The organism is Methylocaldum sp. 14B, assembly GCF_002005105.1.
Lineage (GTDB): Bacteria > Pseudomonadota > Gammaproteobacteria > Methylococcales > Methylococcaceae > Methylocaldum.
Genome location: NZ_MSCV01000001.1, coordinates 119,953 through 136,994 on the forward strand (window position 1 = coordinate 119,953; position 17,042 = coordinate 136,994).

General features: G+C 53.8%; 16 protein-coding genes and 2 tRNA genes. 8 read left to right on the forward strand and 10 right to left on the reverse strand.

Annotated elements, in window-relative coordinates:
- Positions 1 to 356: 356 nt before the first annotated feature.
- Both ssb and B2A78_RS00575 read right to left on the reverse strand, forming a co-directional pair.
- Complete coding sequence (ssb, locus tag B2A78_RS00570) at positions 357 to 836, reverse strand: single-stranded DNA-binding protein (protein WP_077727951.1); 480 nt, start codon at positions 834 to 836, stop codon at positions 357 to 359.
- Positions 837 to 976: 140 nt separating this feature from the next.
- On the reverse strand, positions 977 to 2,368 hold the full coding sequence (locus B2A78_RS00575) for an MFS transporter (protein WP_346425828.1): 1,392 nt from the start codon (positions 2,366 to 2,368) through the stop codon (positions 977 to 979).
- A 71-nt stretch (positions 2,369 to 2,439) separates the two neighbouring features.
- Here B2A78_RS00575 and uvrA point away from each other — a divergent pair, with 71 nt between their 5' ends.
- From uvrA to B2A78_RS00590, 3 genes are all read left to right on the forward strand, one after another.
- Positions 2,440 to 5,328, forward strand: coding sequence for an excinuclease ABC subunit UvrA (uvrA, locus tag B2A78_RS00580; protein ID WP_077727952.1), 2,889 nt, complete (start codon positions 2,440 to 2,442; stop codon positions 5,326 to 5,328).
- Between the two features lie 357 nt (positions 5,329 to 5,685).
- Complete coding sequence (locus B2A78_RS00585; RefSeq protein WP_077727953.1) at positions 5,686 to 6,387, forward strand: DUF2959 domain-containing protein; 702 nt, start codon at positions 5,686 to 5,688, stop codon at positions 6,385 to 6,387.
- A gap of 278 nt (positions 6,388 to 6,665) precedes the next feature.
- On the forward strand, positions 6,666 to 7,955 hold the full coding sequence (locus B2A78_RS00590; RefSeq protein ID WP_077727954.1) for a porin: 1,290 nt from the start codon (positions 6,666 to 6,668) through the stop codon (positions 7,953 to 7,955).
- 146 nt (positions 7,956 to 8,101) lie between these two features.
- On the opposite strand, the gene B2A78_RS00595 is transcribed toward B2A78_RS00590, so the two are convergent.
- Positions 8,102 to 8,311 carry a (2Fe-2S)-binding protein gene (locus B2A78_RS00595; RefSeq protein ID WP_077727955.1) on the reverse strand — a complete coding sequence of 70 codons (210 nt, stop codon included), beginning with the start codon at positions 8,309 to 8,311 and terminating at the stop codon, positions 8,102 to 8,104.
- 125 nt (positions 8,312 to 8,436) lie between these two features.
- Positions 8,437 to 8,904 carry a bacterioferritin gene (bfr, locus tag B2A78_RS00600; protein WP_077727956.1) on the reverse strand — a complete coding sequence of 156 codons (468 nt, stop codon included), beginning with the start codon at positions 8,902 to 8,904 and terminating at the stop codon, positions 8,437 to 8,439.
- Between the two features lie 166 nt (positions 8,905 to 9,070).
- Between bfr and B2A78_RS00605 the strand changes: the two genes are divergently transcribed.
- Genes B2A78_RS00605 through B2A78_RS00625 form a run of 5 tightly spaced genes read left to right on the forward strand, consistent with a single transcriptional unit; the run spans position 9,071 to position 13,147 of the window.
- Positions 9,071 to 9,592 (forward strand): YcxB family protein, encoded by a 522-nt coding sequence (locus B2A78_RS00605; protein WP_077727957.1) that lies wholly within the window; start codon positions 9,071 to 9,073, stop codon positions 9,590 to 9,592.
- A 53-nt stretch (positions 9,593 to 9,645) separates the two neighbouring features.
- Positions 9,646 to 11,535: an ATP-binding cassette domain-containing protein gene (locus B2A78_RS00610; RefSeq protein ID WP_077727958.1), complete on the forward strand. Its 1,890-nt coding sequence runs from the start codon at positions 9,646 to 9,648 to the stop codon at positions 11,533 to 11,535.
- A 31-nt stretch (positions 11,536 to 11,566) separates the two neighbouring features.
- The gene (locus B2A78_RS00615; protein ID WP_077727959.1) at positions 11,567 to 12,067 is read left to right on the forward strand and encodes a hypothetical protein; all 501 of its coding nucleotides are present in this window, start codon (positions 11,567 to 11,569) and stop codon (positions 12,065 to 12,067) included.
- Positions 12,068 to 12,094: 27 nt separating this feature from the next.
- A complete protein-coding gene (locus B2A78_RS00620) occupies positions 12,095 to 12,532 on the forward strand; it encodes a universal stress protein (protein ID WP_077727960.1) in 438 nt (145 codons plus the stop codon).
- 39 nt (positions 12,533 to 12,571) lie between these two features.
- The gene (locus B2A78_RS00625) at positions 12,572 to 13,147 is read left to right on the forward strand and encodes a YbhB/YbcL family Raf kinase inhibitor-like protein (RefSeq protein ID WP_205780631.1); all 576 of its coding nucleotides are present in this window, start codon (positions 12,572 to 12,574) and stop codon (positions 13,145 to 13,147) included.
- Between the two features lie 19 nt (positions 13,148 to 13,166).
- On the opposite strand, the gene B2A78_RS00630 is transcribed toward B2A78_RS00625, so the two are convergent.
- The 6 genes from B2A78_RS00630 to rnhA form a co-directional block, all read right to left on the reverse strand.
- Positions 13,167 to 14,624, reverse strand: coding sequence for a potassium transporter TrkG (locus B2A78_RS00630; protein WP_077727961.1), 1,458 nt, complete (start codon positions 14,622 to 14,624; stop codon positions 13,167 to 13,169).
- A gap of 292 nt (positions 14,625 to 14,916) precedes the next feature.
- Positions 14,917 to 15,004 (reverse strand) — tRNA-Leu (locus tag B2A78_RS00635).
- A 16-nt stretch (positions 15,005 to 15,020) separates the two neighbouring features.
- Positions 15,021 to 15,668, reverse strand: coding sequence for a response regulator (locus B2A78_RS00640; protein WP_077727962.1), 648 nt, complete (start codon positions 15,666 to 15,668; stop codon positions 15,021 to 15,023).
- Positions 15,669 to 15,712: 44 nt separating this feature from the next.
- Positions 15,713 to 15,802: transfer RNA gene (locus B2A78_RS00645), tRNA-Ser, on the reverse strand.
- A 57-nt stretch (positions 15,803 to 15,859) separates the two neighbouring features.
- On the reverse strand, positions 15,860 to 16,573 hold the full coding sequence (dnaQ, locus tag B2A78_RS00650; protein WP_077727963.1) for a DNA polymerase III subunit epsilon: 714 nt from the start codon (positions 16,571 to 16,573) through the stop codon (positions 15,860 to 15,862).
- The gene (gene rnhA, locus B2A78_RS00655) at positions 16,554 to 17,042 is read right to left on the reverse strand and encodes a ribonuclease HI (RefSeq protein ID WP_240502355.1); all 489 of its coding nucleotides are present in this window, start codon (positions 17,040 to 17,042) and stop codon (positions 16,554 to 16,556) included. The genes dnaQ and rnhA overlap by 20 nt, the downstream gene beginning before the upstream one ends.

The following is a 17,042-nucleotide window of genomic DNA, read 5'->3' on the forward strand; positions in this document are numbered from 1 at the left end:
GTTGGCGTTTTACCGGCTTCGGAAAAACGGCAAGAGATAAGCCGGTCGACTTGCGGATATAGATCGTCTCATAACCGACCGGGTACCTGCGTTGGACCCGGAAATGAAGCCGAAAGTTGCTTTATTAACCCGGCCTATAAATATAGGTTGGGTTAATCCGGGGCAGGGATGCCCCGGCGCGGCGACAAGCCGCGTGAGCCCAGGCCGGGCGTGTACCGGGCCTGGGCGGCGGCCCGAAATACCAGGAGGGTATTTACGGGCCTGATCAATAAGATGGCGCGCGCGTTGTGGTTTTCTGTCTAACTTTATTTAGAAAACAAAAGCTTGAGGGCTTCTTCGGGATGGGCGAAGTTTCTTTAGAACGGAATATCGTCGTCGAAGTCGTCCATGCCGCCGAATCCGGGCTCCGGCTGCGGGGCTTGCTTCGAAGATCCCGAAGATGGCGGCGCATAACGATCGGATTCTCCGCGCCCGCCCGAGCCGGCCGAAGGACCACCGGCGCGGTCCAGCATCTGCATCTGATCGGCGATGATTTCGGTGGTATAGCGGTCTTGGCCGTTCTTGTCCTGCCATTTGCGCGTGCGCAGACTGCCCTCGATGTATACCTTGCTGCCTTTCTTCAAATATTCTCCGGCGATCTCGGCCAGCTTTCGGTAGCACACGACCTGGTGCCATTCGGTGCGTTCCTGCTGTTGGCCGGTCTGCTGGTCTTTCCATGTTTCGCTCGTGGCGATCCGTAGACTGGTAACCGCGCCTCCGTTGGGCATGTAACGCACTTCCGGATCGGAACCTAGGTTGCCGATGAGTATGACTTTGTTGACGCCGCGAGTGGCCATATTAAGGTATCTCCGATCGATGATACGGTTGAGAATTTAAACAGATATTAGACTTGCCGCTATAGCTGAAGTTCTTAATTTTTAAGTAAAAATTACAGGTTTCGTCAGATTTCGAAAGACTGTCGGAAGCCTTGGCATGCTCATGCAGCGACTTCCTGCAACAATCCGCTCAGCGCCATGCGATCCAGCTTCTCTTTGTCGATTTTCAGGTAAGCCACGCCGTCTTCGGCCAGGACTACGGCTTCGGCAACTCCCGGCACTTGAAGCAATCGTCTGGACAAACTGGAAGCTTGGTCATGACTCAATCCGTTCACGTTAACCAGGAGGCTGCTCAAACCTCGGGGAGCTTTCATACCGATGGCAAATATAAACCATAGCAGAGCGACGGCGGCGCAGAACAGGAAGACATAAGGTATTCCGTAGCGGCCGTAAATCCAGCCGCCACCAGCTCCGCCCACGAAGGCGCCCAAAAATTGAGCCGTGGAATAAACGCCCATGGCAGTACCCTTGAGGTCGAGAGGAGCGGTCTTCGACACCAACGAAGGGAGGGTGGCTTCCAAAAGATTAAAGCCGGTGAAGAACAGGTAAAGAAGCCCGGATATGATCCAGAAATCGTGTTGAAGCCAAGTAAACCCTACGTCCGAAAGGACGATTAACGCGATGAAAGAGACGAATACCGCTTTCATCTTGCGTTTCTTCTCCGCGAGAATCACGAAAGGAACCATGCTGGCAAGGGCAAGTCCAAAGACGGGCAAATAGATGTGCCAGTGGTTGGCCGTTTCCATCTGTAGCGAATCGCGCAAAATCAGCGGAAGAACTACGAAAGTAGCGGTCAAGACGAGATGCAGACAGAAGATGCCTAGGTCTAACCGCAGAAGTTCGCGATTTGCCAGGACTGTCTTCAAAGATGCCGGACGCACTTCCGTATCCCGGTGAAAACGGCTCACGGCCGGCGTCGGCACAACGCTGTACAGCACCACGATACCGAGCAGAGCCAATGCCGTGATAATCCAGAAAAGACCGTGAAGCCCTACCCAGCCGGAGAGGACCGGGCCGATCACCATAGATAGCGCGAAGGACATCCCGATGCTGATGCCGATCAAGGCCATCGCTTTGGTGCGGTGTTCTTCGCGGGTAAGATCGGCGGCCAAGGCCATGATGACCCCGGCGACAGCGCCGGCCCCCTGTAGAGCCCGGCCGGCAATGATGCCGTAGATCGAATCGGACAGGGCGGCGAGCGCGCTGCCGGCGGCAAAGAGCAGCAAGCCGAGCACGATCAGGCGTTTCCGCCCATAGCGGTCGGACCAGAGGCCGAAGGGAATCTGAAAGATCGCTTGGGTCAAGCCGTAAGCGCTGATGGCGAATCCGACCAATTGCGGCGAAGCGTCCGGAAGCTCGCGGGCGAATACCGAGAGAACCGGCAGGATCAGGAACATGCCCAGCATTCTCAACATGTAAATAGCGGCCAGAGACAAGCTGGCGCGCACCTCGGCTCGGGTCATCGGAGTGTCGAGTTGCAAGGTCGGATTCAAGCAATATGCTCCTTTGCGAGTGGCGGGAATCGGCCTATAGTAACAGGTTCTGTTTTGCGCTTGAATTTTGCATGGACACGATTCAGATCCGTGGAGCCCGCACCCACAACCTCAAAAACATCGACCTAGACCTGCCCCGTGACAAGCTGATCGTCATCACGGGATTGTCCGGTTCCGGCAAGTCGTCGCTAGCGTTCGACACCATTTACGCCGAAGGGCAGCGACGTTATGTGGAGTCTCTTTCCGCTTACGCGCGGCAGTTTCTGTCGGTGATGGAAAAGCCCGACGTCGACCATATCGAGGGCTTGTCGCCGGCCATTTCCATCGAGCAGAAGTCGACTTCGCACAATCCCCGTTCGACCGTCGGCACCATCACCGAAATTTACGATTATCTCCGGCTCCTCTACGCCCGCGCCGGCATGCCCCGGTGTCCGGAGCACGGCATCTCGCTGGAGGCGCAGACCGTCAGCCAAATGGTGGACCACGTTCTCAGCCAGCCGGAGGACAGCCGCTGGATGCTGCTCGCCCCGGTGGTCAGCGAGCGCAAGGGAGAGCACGCTCAGGTGCTGGAGGACTTGCGCAGCCAAGGCTTCATCCGCGCCCGCATTGACGGCGAGATTTACGAGCTGGACGAGCCGCCCAAGCTCGACCTTCGCCGAAAGCACAGCATCGAAGTGGTGGTCGACCGGTTCAAGGTGAGGCCGGACCTGGCCGTGCGCCTCGCGGAATCGTTCGAGACGGCGCTACGGTTGGCCGAAGGTATCGCATTGGTAGTGTCCATGGACGATTCGGAAACCGAATTGGTCTATTCGGACAAATATGCCTGCCCGCATTGCGGCTACTCCCTGAGCGAACTGGAGCCGCGGATCTTTTCGTTCAACAATCCGAAGGGAGCATGCCCGAGCTGCGACGGGCTGGGCGTCAAACAGTTCTTCGATCCTCACCTGGTCGTCCAGAATCCGCAGTTGAGTCTGGCGGGCGGCGCCGTGCGGGGCTGGGACCGTCGAAACGCCTATTACTACCATTTGGTCCAGTCGCTGGCCGAGCACTACGGTTTCGATCCGGAACAGCCATTCGGTCACCTGTCGAAATCGGTTCAGGATATCGTTCTGTACGGCAGCGGAACCGAAACGATTCCATTCAAGGTTCTGACCGCGCGCGGCGATACGCTGGTCCATCGGCATGCTTTCGAGGGGATCATTCCGAACATGGAGCGGCGCTATCGCGAAACCGATTCGATGATGGTACGAGAAGAACTGTCCAAGTATCTTTCCAGCAAGCCTTGCCCTGAATGCGAGGGGACCCGCCTGAACCGTGCGGCGAGACATGTGTTCGTAGTCGATTCCTCTCTGCCGGAGCTGACCGCCTTACCAATCAGGCGCGTACTCGAATTTTTCGGCGAACTGACGCTCACCGGGCGGCGGGGTGAAGTGGCGGCCAAGATCGTCAAGGAAATCACCGCGCGTCTCCAGTTTCTGGTCAATGTCGGGCTCGATTACCTGACCCTGGCGCGCAGCGCCGATACCCTGTCGGGCGGCGAGGCCCAGCGGATTCGCTTGGCGAGCCAGGTCGGAGCTGGCTTGGTGGGCGTGATGTACGTCCTGGACGAACCGTCGATCGGCCTGCATCAGCGCGACAATCAGCGGCTGCTCGATACCTTGCTGCGTTTGCGCGACCTGGGCAATACCGTCATAGTCGTGGAGCACGACGAGGACGCCATCCGGATTGCCGATCATGTCGTGGATATCGGGCCGGGGGCGGGGGTTCACGGTGGTCGAATCGTGGCCGAGGGGACGCCAGAAGCGATCATGGCAAACGACGATTCCCTCACCGGCCAATATCTCTCCAACCGTCTCGAGATCGCCGTGCCGGAGCGGCGTATTCCGCCCGATCCGGAGCGCGTGCTCCGGATTCGGAATGCCCGCGGCAACAATCTGAAGGGTATCGACGTTTCGTTTCCCGTGGGGCTTTTTACCTGTGTGACCGGCGTTTCGGGGTCCGGCAAATCCACTCTGATCAACGATACGCTGTTCCGCTTCGCGGCTCGCGAGCTCAACGGTGCCGCCGCGATGCCGGCATCGAGCGACGGCATCGACGGACTGGAGCATTTCGACAAGGTGGTGGATATCGATCAAAGCCCGATCGGTCGCACGCCGAGGTCCAACCCCGCGACCTACACCGGGTTGTTCACGCCGATCCGGGAACTCTTCGCGGCGACCCCGGAGGCGCGGTCACGCGGCTATTCGCCGGGGCGGTTCAGTTTCAACGTCAAGGGCGGGCGATGCGAGGCTTGCGCCGGCGACGGCGTGATCAAGGTGGAGATGCACTTCCTGCCCGATATTTTCGTCCATTGCGATGTTTGCAAGGGAAAACGCTATAACCGAGAAACGCTGGAAATCCGCTACAAGGGCAAGACGATAAACGAAGTCTTGGAAATGACGGTGGAAGAAGCCAGTCAGTTCTTTTCCGCGATTCCGGCCGTTGCCCGAAAGCTCGATACTCTGATGGAGGTGGGGTTGAGCTACATCAGCTTGGGCCAGAACGCGGTGACGCTTTCCGGCGGCGAAGCTCAGCGGGTCAAACTGGCCCGCGAGTTATCGAAGCGGGACACCGGCAAAACGCTCTATATTCTGGATGAGCCGACGACCGGACTGCATTTTCACGACATTCGGCAACTTCTGGGCGTTCTGCATCAATTGCGCGATCACGGCAACACGGTGATCGTGATTGAACACAATCTGGACGTGATCAAAACCGCCGACTGGCTGGTCGACTTGGGACCGGAAGGCGGTGAAGGCGGTGGTTTAATCGTGGCGGAAGGCACCCCTGAACAGGTTGCCGAAAACAGGGCTTCCTATACCGGGGCATTCTTGAAGAAAATCTTATCGAAGTCGGTACCGCCGAACCGAGCGTTTGGCGAAGCGGTTCACAAAATCAGTCGGAAGACTGTGCGGCCGTGACCGTAGCGACAACATCAGGAGAGTTATTTATCGTAGGTGATGAGGTGGAGGCGGTGGTAGCTTGCGGATCAGAGGCGATTAGCCAGAAGATGATTAGACCTAGCGCCAGGGCTGTTACAACAACCATATGCTTTTCGCTAAGTGCTTTCACTTAATATCTCCCTTTGTATGATGAAACTCCGTTGCGAAGCTTATTGAGTTTGCGTTACGGCAACGTGACGTGGATCTTACGCAAAGTTGTTCAAGACCTCTGTAAGTGAAAAATGATAACGCTGTCACCATGAGCTTACAAACGGTTTTATACGGATTTTAAAATGGCTGTCGTTGGCTTTTCTCGAAAAACAAGCAGTGTGCGTTATGAATAAGTCCTCCAATACGAATCCAATTAGTTTTGCCGTGGTATGTCGTCAGCTCTTGGGTCCTTTGACCCGGTATTTGATATCAAAATGTCAAAAGGTCTATTTTCGCGCCGTGGAGTCGACGGGGCATCATAAGCGAGACATCCTCGTCAGTCGTGTGGAGAATGCGCGGGACAGTTTGGAAGAAGCCAAGGAGCAATTTCAAAGTGCGCTGGATAAGTTCAGCGCACTTACGGACTTTCAGGGTGGCGAGCTCGAAGACTTATATCGACAGATTAAAGTCGAGTTCGATTACAGTAAAGCCAAGGCTCTAGCAGTCAAAGACCGGATTGCGGCGGTGCAGGACGTGGCCGAGGCTCTTTTTGCAGAATGGGAGGATGAGTTGGAGCTGTACACCAACCGCAGCCTTCGAAGCAGCAGTCGGCAAAAGCTTAAGCTCACTCAGCAGCATTACGGACAACTGATTTCCGCGATGCGTCGAGCCGAGGGCAAAATCGAGCCAGTACTGAGCGTATTCCAAGATCAGGTGTTGTTTTTGAAGCATAACCTCAATGCAAAAGCGGTTGCGTCGCTGGAACATGAATTGGCAGCGATGACCGTTGGGGTTGCCGGGTTGATCACAGCCATGGAGCGTTCCATAAACCGAGCGAATGATTTCGTGTATTCGCTGAACGGTCAAAAAGCACTCCCTGCCAGTTGAACCGTTGTTTAGTGCCGAGCAGCTCGTTTCAGAAAAATTCTGATCGACTTTCTTGATACACCGGTGCTAGCTTTGCGGATGCCTTCAAGTCATCTTGATGGCCGATTGTGTCAATTGCAACAAAGTGTTGTTTTGGTGCAATTAGCCGTAAGAGCGCACCAAACAGGTGCAAAATCTTACTGATGCGTTACTTAAGTAACTGAGGGCACATTATTTTCGCCTTGGTATGGACTTTGCCTTAAGACTATCGTTCTAGAAAACATAAGAGAAAAAGCGATATGTATAAGAATTCATCCAAGATCCGAATGGGGCGTGTGGCTTTAGGCGTTCTTGCAGCGGTTTTCGCTGCCTCCGTTGGGGCTGAGGAAGCGAGCGAGCCCACCGGGTTGCTCGGCTATATGGGCGCCGATGTCAACGATACCCAATTCATGAAAAACTTGGGGCTGCAATTTGGTGGATGGATTAACGCCGGTATCACTTACAACGCGAATGAGCCCGCCGGAAGATTTAACGGGCCGGTGACGTTCAATGACCGTGCCTCCGAATTTCAACTGAATCAGCTTTACTTTTATCTGCAGCGTGCCGTCAATACAGAGGGCGATTCCTGGGATTTCGGCGGACGCTTCGACTTTATGTTCGGCACCGACGCCCAATTTACACAGGCTTACGGTTCGCCCCGCGGACATTGGGATCTCCGTCTGATGAACGAGGAGCGCTTCTATGACATCGCGCTGCCACAGGCCTACTTTGAAATATTCGCGCCTTTCGGTAACGGCATCACTGCGAAGATTGGGCATTTTTACACCATCATCGGCAACGAAGTGGTGACGGCACCGGATAATTTCTTCTACTCGCATGCTTATACGATGCAGTTCGGAGAACCCTTTACCCACACAGGCGTGTTATTAAGCTATCCGATTGATCAGAACTGGACGATAACGGCGGGGGGCGTGACCGGCAGCGAAACCGCCGGTTGGGATGGTGCCTGGGACAAAGGTCTTGGTAATTGGGCATTTCTCGGTGGCGTGACTTGGGCCAGCGATGACAAGGGCAGTTCTGTAGCATTTAGCGCCACCAGCGGTGAGATTTCCGAGCAAGACGCAAACAATTGGAGCATGTACAGCTTAGTGATAAAGCACGACATCATGGAAGGCCTACACTACACCTTCCAGCATGATCATGGATGGGCAAATAGCGTCGTCGGGGCGACCGATCGGTCTGGCAGTAATGGGACCGATGCAGAATGGTATGGGATCAATCAATACCTCACCTACGATATTTCAGACGATCTTGCTGTCGGGCTGCGCGCTGAATGGTTCCGCGATGACGACGGCTTCCGCGTGGTTTCGCCTGCGCGGACATTGGGGGCGCTTCCAGCATCAAGTTATTATGCATTCACGGCCGGTTTGAACTGGAAGCCGGTGAATTGGCTGATGGTGCGTCCGAACGTTCGGTACGATTGGGCTGATAAGGCAGACGCGTACGACAATGCTGGTGGAGCGGCAAGCTTTGCCGGTAAGAAGAGCGATCAATTCCTCTTTTCCGCCGACGTGGTCATAACGTTCTAATATATCTTGGGAATTTCGTCGTGAAGGACAGGGACGTCCTCCTTCCGTACTTCTGCCTTTCACTCCGAAGAACACTCCGTTCTAACGGGGTCGACCGTTAGCCTTCTAAAGCTCAAGCGGCCCGCTGCTATCGGAGCGGATAAAGCTTATGCGGCCTTGCGCGGGTTATGGTCTGATACCGTTTTTTCGTGCTGCAAGCATTGGCGGATAAGCTGTTTGGCCTGAACCGCACACTTGCCGCACTGATCGCACGCACCTAATTTGGAGCGCAGACTGCGCATGCTTGTCACGTCCTGTTCCTGAACGGCCTTTCGGATTTGTCCGTCGGTGACTTTCTTGCAGATACAGATGTACATAACAAGACCAGATGAAAAAACCTGATCTAAATACTAGTACAACTGATAATTATTATCAAATAAGATTTGATTTGAACTGTCTTGCCCATAGGTGGGCGAGTGATAGGGCAGGCTGGATGTGTAGATTACATCTGTGTTTGCAGGTAGTTCTGTAGTCCGATTTTTTCGATGAGGCCGAGCTGAATCTCCAGCCAATAGGCGTGGTCCTCTTCTGTGTCCTTGAGAAGCGTCAGAAGGATATCCCGCGTAACGTAATCGCCGACGCTTTCACAAAACGCCATCGCTTCTTTGAGTTCGTCGATTACTTTGTATTCTAAAGTCAGGTCATTCTTGAGCATGCCTGGAACATCCTGACCGATCTGCAGTGCGTTGCGCTTGCTGAGATCCGGCACACCTTCGAGGAATAGAATTCGGTTGATCAATCGGTCGGCATGGGACTGTTCTTCCTGCAATTCGTGATGAATGCGTTCATACAGTCGGTTAAATCCCCAATCCTTATACATCCGGGAGTGAATTAAATACTGATCGATGGAAGTCAGCTCGCCGATCAGCAAATGGTTTAAGCGCGCGATAACATCGGCATTGCCTTTCATTTTGTTCTCCGTTGTGCAGCACCAAATCCCGCTTCGGATTAGACAAGCCCACCGAAGTGAGTAAATTGAAACAGAATTACGTATACTAGTCACCCTTTAGCGCTCCGGGGATGTGCTGCCGGTTCGTCGGCGGCGCAGGGTGTTAGACAATTTCTGTGATAGACGCATGACCCAAATAGAATACGAAGTCCGCGAACAGGATCTGGTTGCCTTCAACGAACATCAATTGCAGAACTCCGCGAGTTGGCAGAAAACCTTGCGTCGTCACCAGGCGATCTTCCCCGGTATCATGGCGCTCATCGCGCTGTTCTTGTGGTTTTACTATCAGGATACGCTTTCCGCGATCTACGTAGGTGTGATCGCTGCATTATGGGGCATTTTGACCCCCCTCTATTTCAAGGGAAGCCTGCGCAGACAGATCCGGAAACTGTACTCGGATGAAGAAAGAGCTTGCATCCTCGGTACATATACCTTGCGGGCCGAGCCGCATGTTTTGGTAGAGGTCAACCGGAACGGCGAGTCTCGGATGAAATGGGCCGATATTCTTCGCGTCGAGATGACCAAAAAATACGCCTTTCTTTTCGTAGGCATTGACACGGCTCTGATCATCCCCCGTGCTACCGTCAAAAAAGGGGACCTCCATGAGTTTGTCAAAGAAGCCGACCGGCGAATCGAGCAGGCTGCTTAATTCCGCGCTGCCTTTCCGGCTAATGACCGGTGCCGGCTTGGCACCCCATTGGCATGCTTAATTTCAAATCGGTCGCGTTAAGGCGAGGCCAGCGTCTTCTGTTTGACGAGGCTTCCTTCACCATCCATAGCGGTGAGAAGGTCGGTATCACTGGCGCGAACGGAGCCGGTAAATCCAGTTTGTTTCGTCTGGTTCTGGGCGAGATTCATGTCGATGCCGGCGAAATTTCGATGCCGCCGAATTTGGATATCGCCCATGTGGCCCAAGAAACCCCGGCTAGCGATCAGAACGCCTTGGACTATGTCATGGACGGTGATCGCGAATTGCGTCTCATCCAGGCCGGTCTTCACGACGCGGAGAAAAGCGGCGATGGTGAGAAGCTGGCACTGCTCCATTCTCGCCTAGACGCGATCGGAGGTTATGAAGCCAAGGCGCGCGCCGCCAAACTGATGTCCGGTCTCGGGTTTTCGCCGGGCGATGAGGCCAAGCCGGTAAATCGGTTTTCTGGCGGATGGCGAATGCGCCTCAACCTCGCGCAAGCGCTGATGTGTCGGTCGGATATGCTGCTTCTCGACGAACCGACCAATCACCTTGACTTGGATGCCGTGATTTGGCTTCAAGAGTGGCTGTCCCGATATGCCGGTACTCTGCTTTTGATTTCTCATGATCGGGATTTTCTTGATGATATCGTCGATCATGTGCTTCATATCGAGAACCAAAAGGTTACGCTGTATTCCGGAAACTATTCGGCATTCGAGGCGAGACGAGCGGAACTCTTGGGGCAACAACAAGCGGCCTATGAAAGACAGCAGCGCGAAGTCGCGCGTATTCAGTCGTTCGTAGATCGATTTCGTGCGCAAGCTACCAAGGCGCGCCAGGTGCAAAGCCGCCTCAAGGCGTTGAGCAAGCTGGAATTGATTGCCGCGGCGCATGTCGACTCGCCTTTCAAATTTTCTTTTCTGCCGCCGGATAAGCTGCCTTCGCCTTTGTTGAAGCTGGATGAGGCTGGCGTGGGGTACGGTTCGACGCCTATCTTAAGCGGCGTTAATCTGACGTTGAATCCGGGCGAGCGGATAGGCCTTTTAGGCACAAATGGCGCAGGCAAATCCACCCTGATCAAATTATTGGCCGGTGTTTTGAGCCCAAGCTGCGGAGAGCGTTTGGAAGCGCAAGACCTGAGGGTCGGTTATTTTGCACAACACCAGCTCGAACAGTTGCGGGTCGATGAAAGTCCCCTTAAGCATTTGCAGCGACTTGATCCAAATGCGGCAGAAAAGGATTTGCGCAATTTTCTTGCCGGTTTTGGTTTTTGCGGCGACCAGGCGTTGGCCGCAGTCGCGCCGTTTTCCGGTGGCGAGCGTGCCCGGCTTGCATTGGCTCTTTTGATTTATCAGAAGCCGAATCTTTTGTTGCTGGACGAGCCCACCAACCATCTCGATCTGAACGCACGTGACGCGCTTACGCTGGCCTTGCAGGATTATCAGGGAGCGATGGTGCTCGTTTCTCACGATCGCCATTTGCTCCGAACGGCTGCCGACGATTTCTGGTTAGTCGCCGACGGAAAGGCTGAGAAATTCGCTGGTGACTTGGATGATTACAGGCAGTGGCTGAGCAATCGACGTGCCATATCGCAAGCTTCGGCCGAAAGCAAGGCGGCACCGTCCCGCAAAGATCAACGGCGCCTGGATGCGGAGCGGCGGCGTGCGTTGAGACCCTTTCAGCAGGCGCTGGAACGGGCTGAAGCCTCTTTGGAGAAATTGACGTTCGAAAAGCGGCGTCTCGAAGAGCGGCTGGCAGATCCTGCGCTGTACGAGGGTGACTCGAAGGCGGACTTACAGTCTTTGCTCCTTGAAAAAGCTGAAATTGACCGCCTACTGGTGGAAACCGAGTCCGCCTGGTTGGAGGCAAGTGAGGTGTTGGAATCGGTCTCGGGTGAAACTTGAGCGAGTTCGAATTTGCTGCCGAAGTGTAAACATGCCGCTGATAAAGCTGTTTCTCGATATCTGTTTTTTTAAGAAAGGACCTCGGGATGTTCCTGCGTCGAGCTTGCTGTTAGGGCTCGCGGTTCTCGCCTACTTGATCGTAGGTGTCGTGCTGCTCGGATTGGAACGCGATTGGAGCGGAGCGGTCGTCGAGGCCGTGGTTGAAGCTTTAATGCTGTTCGGCTTTCTTTATATGGCACTCTATCTGAGCCAGGGGATTCCCCGCCTGCAACAAACGGCGACCGCTTTATACGCATGTGATGCTTTGATCAGCACAGCCGCTGTTCCGCTCCTTGCCTGGCTGCTGGTGACACCGGAAGCCAAAGGGGTTTACATTTTTCTGACGCTTCTGATGCTTTGGCACTTGGCGGTAATTGGGCATATTTTGCGACATGCTTTGGCCATTTCATTCTTTTTCGGCTTGGGGTTGGCTTTCGGGTACGTAGTCGTAAGCTATCAAGTTATGATGATCCTGTTTGGTCGAACCATGTGAGCGCAAGCAGAGAATAGGAGACTGGTGATGACGTACCGGCAGATTTTATTGGCAGCCGATTTTTCCGAGCACGGGGAACAGGTGATCCAGCAGGCTCAGGATTTGGCGAAAAAGTACGACGCCAGACTTAGCATTATCCATGTCGTGGAAAATATGCCGGTCATGGATTCGTCTTATGGGCCGATTGTGCCGTTCGACATCGATCTGACAGATCAGATGATGGATGCGGCGCGGAAGCGTTTGGCAGAGATCGCCGATCGTTTGGCTATCCCTCAAGACAATCGCTGGGTTGAAATCGGAAGTCCCAAGGTGGAGATTATCCGCATTGCCAAGGAGCTGCAGGCAGATCTAATTGTCATCGGATCGCATGGCAGGCACGGCATCAGTCTGTTGCTCGGTTCTACGGCCGCCAGCGTGATTCACCATGCTGAGTGCGACGTTCTGGCTGTTCGTCTCCGGGGTTAGATTTTGATTTCTCATTGATTGACAAGGAGGTCAAGGATTATGAATTTGTTTAATCGCTGGATGTGGTTGCTGCTGGGTGGTGCGCTGCTAATCGCCAGTGATGCAGTCATTTCAGAGGAGTTTAAAGGAGGGCAGGGCATGTCCATGAAGATCGAATCGTCAGCATTTATGCATAACGGCGATATGCCACAGCGCTTCACTTGTGACGGTCAAGACGTGTCGCCGCCGTTGTCCTGGTCCGGGATTCCCGAGGGCGCGAAAAGCTTGGTGTTGATTGTGGACGATCCCGATGCACCGGATCCGAAGGCGCCGAAGATGACATGGGTCCACTGGGTGCTCTACAACATTCCGACAAGCTCGAGCGGTTTATCGGAGGGAATTTCGTCGCAGTCTTTGCCCGCCGACACTGCCGAAGGAGTCAACGATTGGAAGCGGACGGGCTATGGCGGGCCATGCCCGCCAGTAGGGCGGCATCGGTATTTCCATAAGCTTTACGCACTCGATACTGTTTTGTCTGGACTGCATAAGCCCACGAAAGCCCAGCTCGAAAAAGCCATGCAAGGACATGTTTTGGCGCAGGCCGAGTTGATCGGCGTTTATCAGCGTATTAAATGATACTGGCCGACGAATCTTCTTATTTTTTCCAGTATGCCGGCGTAAACAAAATCAGCGCCGTAAAAACCTCAATGCGGCCGAGAAACATGGCCAGGGTACAGGTCCATGTCTGGAAATCCGTTAGCCCCGCGAAATTGCCGGCTGGCCCTACCTGGTTTAGTCCGGGACCCATGTTGTTGATGCAGGCAATGATGGCGGAAAAGGACGAGACGAAATCTAGGCCACTGATGACCAGCAACAAGGTCAGAATCACGACGCTCATGAAATAGACGAAGATGAATCCGAGTACCGCGAGAATAATATTCGATGGAATGACCATGTTGCCAAGCTTGAGGGGGTTCACGGTCGTGGGATGCGTCAGTATGAGCATCTGCAGCTGACTTTGCTTGACCAGAATTAGGGTTCTCATCATTTTGATGCCGCCACCGGTGGAGCCGGTGCAGGCTGAGACGGAGCTCAAGAAGAGCATCCATAGCGGCGCAAATAATGGCCATTGGTTGAAGTCGACGCTGGCGTAGCCACAATCGGTAGCTGCGGAGACCAGATTGAAGCTCGTGTGTCGAAAGGCTGTCCAATAGTCAGCATAAGTACCCTGCTGCCAAAGATAGAAAGCGACACCCACGCAGCTGGCGATAATCAGGATCAGAAAAGGCGCCACCTCGATATCATGCTTGTAAGGGGCAAAGGTCCTGCTATGGATCGCCAGGAAGTGCGTGGCAAAATTGATTCCCGCGAGCAGCATGAAAATGGTGAGGACGCCCTCGATTTGCGGCGAATCGAAATAGCCTATGCTGGCATCGTGTGTTGAAAACCCGCCTAGCCCCATGGCGGAAAAGGCATGACAGATTGCGTCCAGCCAGTTCATCCCAGCTAGTTTGAGCGATCCGATACAGATGACGGTAATGCCGGCATAAACCAGCCAGAGGTTTTTGGCTGTCTCGGTAATGCGAGGAGTGAGTTTGCTCTCCTTCATGGGGCCTGGGGTCTCGGCCATAAACAACTGCCGTCCGCCGACACCGAGTACCGGCAGAATTGCGACAACTAAAACGATGATTCCCATGCCTCCCAGCCATTGAAGTTCGTGTCGCCATAAGTTGATGGCCGGAGGCAATTCATCCAAACCAGTCAGGATTGTTGCGCCGCTCGTTGTGAGCCCGGACATGGCTTCGAAATAGGCGTCGGTGAATGACAAATCCTTGAGGTAGGACATCAGAGGAAAGGTCGCGAACGCCGCCATTCCCGTCCAGGCGAGCACCACGAGCAAGAACCCATCCTTGGCTTTCAATTCGCGCTGGAATTTTCTCGTCGTGAGCCATAAAAGTCCGCCGGCGGCTAGAGTGAGCAGCATGTCTTCGATAAACAACGAAACCGTCCCGTCACGGTAACTTAACGAGGTCAGGATAGGTAACGCGTAAGTCACGCTGAAAACCATCAGCATTAGGCCGAAAACTCTAGCGAGGGATAAGAATCGATTCATCTGACAAGAACCCTATAACATCAAACCAAAGGGTCACTAAAAGAAACTCTCGACCCGCGGTCGAAAGAGCGAGGAATTGCGCTTGTCTGCAATCGATTCCACCTTAGATATCGCTAGATTGACCCTGAAACATACCTCGATTGGCTGTTTCGTTGAAAGGCGGGAGTTTTGGTGTAAAGCTGACTGAAGGGAGTCAGCCATGGCTGGCGATTGTGTGGAGTATCGTAGAGCCGTTGATGATGGATTGAGTCGATAGATACAGCATGAGTCAGCCGTTCACGGAAAGCGGGTTTGGTGCCTCGGGCCGGAATCGAACCGGCACGCCGGGTTAGGGCGCGGGATTTTAAGTCCCGTGTGTCTACCTATTCCACCACCGAGGCAAATAGACTTGAATCCTCATCGGAGGGGAGTGTCGCTGATAAGGTCGTATCTTGTCGCTAACCGAGTCAGCTCTACGTCGTTCTTGACAGACAGTTTGTCATACGCCCGATACCGGTATGTATTGACCGTTTTGGGGCTTATCGTCAGCATGTCCGCCATGTCCTGAATCGACCGGCCTTGAAGTGTCATGATGACGACTTGCAGTTCGCGGTACGATAGATCGTTAAACGGCGACGAGGATTGATCGGCCAGTTTGGCCAAGGCCATTTTACTGGCAACGTCCTGACTAAGATATCGTTTGCCCTCGGATACCGTCCGAATAGCATTGATCAACTCGCTGATAGGACAGCTCTTCGAAACATAGCCGTGAGCGCCCAAATTTAGGAGTTGGTGCGGGAATGGTCCATCAGCATACACACTCAAAGCCACAATTTTCACCAGTGGATGTTTTTGACTGATCTTTCGGCATGCTTCAATCCCGCCTATACCCGGCATATTGATATCCATAACGATCAAGTCGGGACTCAGCCGGTCAGCTTGCTCGATGGCCTCTTCGCCCGAGCACGCTATACCGATTACCTTCATGTCCTCGGCTTCGTTCAGTAAGTGCTCGATGCCCGCTCGAACCAGTTCATGATCATCTACCAGGAGAATGCCGATCATAACGTCAATGGCTAAAACTGGACTAGAGCGCTTACCTTAGAATATGGCGGAGAGGGAGGGATTCGAACCCCCGGACGGGATCAACCGTCAACGGTTTTCAAGACCGCCGCTTTAAACCGCTCAGCCACCTCTCCTCGATTCATCAAACATTCTCCTATAAGGATAACGTATAAGCCTCTTCGGTTCTATCTTTACGCTTTCCAGAGACATTTCCCGTTGCTTGCCTTATCGATAGCATCAAGTCTGGCGGCATGCGCTTGGAGTTCCGTTTCGCTGCAACGGATTATTTTAAGCTGAGGGCGATTTATTGAGAGGGTCAATTTTGGCGTTTGCTGTAATTTGTCCGTACCCTCATCTGTCGATTCCGGCTCCAATACCAGTAAAGTCTGGCCACCGGTCATGGCGAGATAGACTTCGGCTAGGATCTCGGCATCGAGTAGAGCGCCGTGCAGTTCTCTGTGTCGATTGTCTACACCATATCGTTTGCACAATGCGTCCAGATTGTTGCGCTGTCCGGGATGTTTCTTTTTGGCGAGCACCAACGTATCCAGAACGGTGCAATATTCCGCCACGCTGGCAAAGCCGCTGGATAGCAATTGCAGTTCATGGTTGAGAAAGCCCACATCGAACGGAGCATTGTGGATAACCAGTTCAGCGCCTTTGATATAAGCCAAAAGGTCCTCGGCGATATCGGCAAAGCGAGGTTTATCGGCTAGAAATTCGGCGCTCAGTCCATGTACCTCAACGGCTCCTGGATCAATGTTCCGCTCTGGATTCAGATAGACGTGAAAGCGATTTCCTGTCAGCCTGCGACTGATGAGTTCCACGCAGCCGATTTCAATGATGCGGTGCCCTTCTGCAGGGTCGAGCCCAGTTGTTTCAGTATCAAGTACGACTTGTCGCATGAATTGTTTTCGCCTGTTCTGGCGCTGTAGGTTCTAACAGTTCGTCTATCCCTCGGTTGGCAAGTGCGTCGGCGCGCTCATTCTCGATATGCCCAGTGTGTCCCTTTATCCATTTCCACTCGACGCTATGGTCTTGTTGAGCGGCTACGAGACGCTGCCAAAGATCGACGTTCTTGACCGACTTCTTTGCTGATGTTTTCCACCCTCGTCGGATCCAGTCCGGTAACCACTCGGAAATGCCCTTGAGAACATAAAGAGAATCCGTCGTTATGCAGACCTTGCTGGGTCTTTTCAAGGCTTCCAATCCTTTGATTGCCGCCATGAGCTCCATGCGGTTATTCGTAGTGTTGGGCTCTGCTCCGTAGAGCTCCATCTCTTTGCTTTTGTACTTCAACACTACGCCCCACCCTCCGGGTCCCGGATTGCCGCGGCAAGCGCCATCCGTGTAGATGTTAACTGTGTTAGTCAC

Bases quoted from the DNA above. Each gene is read 5' to 3' on its own strand.
- B2A78_RS00625 (WP_205780631.1), top strand. From the start codon at position 12,572: ATGAATTTGTTTAATCGCTGGATGTGGTTGCTGCTGGGTGGTGCGCTG.
- B2A78_RS00610 (WP_077727958.1), top strand. From the start codon at position 9,646: ATGCTTAATTTCAAATCGGTCGCGTTAAGGCGAGGCCAGCGTCTTCTG.
- bfr (WP_077727956.1), bottom strand. From the start codon at position 8,904: ATGAAAGGCAATGCCGATGTTATCGCGCGCTTAAACCATTTGCTGATC.
- B2A78_RS00585 (WP_077727953.1), top strand. From the start codon at position 5,686: ATGAATAAGTCCTCCAATACGAATCCAATTAGTTTTGCCGTGGTATGT.
- B2A78_RS00615 (WP_077727959.1), top strand. From the start codon at position 11,567: ATGCCGCTGATAAAGCTGTTTCTCGATATCTGTTTTTTTAAGAAAGGA.
- dnaQ (WP_077727963.1), bottom strand. From the start codon at position 16,573: ATGCGACAAGTCGTACTTGATACTGAAACAACTGGGCTCGACCCTGCA.
- B2A78_RS00640 (WP_077727962.1), bottom strand. From the start codon at position 15,668: ATGATCGGCATTCTCCTGGTAGATGATCATGAACTGGTTCGAGCGGGC.
- B2A78_RS00590 (WP_077727954.1), top strand. From the start codon at position 6,666: ATGTATAAGAATTCATCCAAGATCCGAATGGGGCGTGTGGCTTTAGGC.
- B2A78_RS00595 (WP_077727955.1), bottom strand. From the start codon at position 8,311: ATGTACATCTGTATCTGCAAGAAAGTCACCGACGGACAAATCCGAAAG.
- B2A78_RS00620 (WP_077727960.1), top strand. From the start codon at position 12,095: ATGACGTACCGGCAGATTTTATTGGCAGCCGATTTTTCCGAGCACGGG.
- B2A78_RS00605 (WP_077727957.1), top strand. From the start codon at position 9,071: ATGACCCAAATAGAATACGAAGTCCGCGAACAGGATCTGGTTGCCTTC.
- B2A78_RS00630 (WP_077727961.1), bottom strand. From the start codon at position 14,624: ATGAATCGATTCTTATCCCTCGCTAGAGTTTTCGGCCTAATGCTGATG.
- uvrA (WP_077727952.1), top strand. From the start codon at position 2,440: ATGGACACGATTCAGATCCGTGGAGCCCGCACCCACAACCTCAAAAAC.
- ssb (WP_077727951.1), bottom strand. From the start codon at position 836: ATGGCCACTCGCGGCGTCAACAAAGTCATACTCATCGGCAACCTAGGT.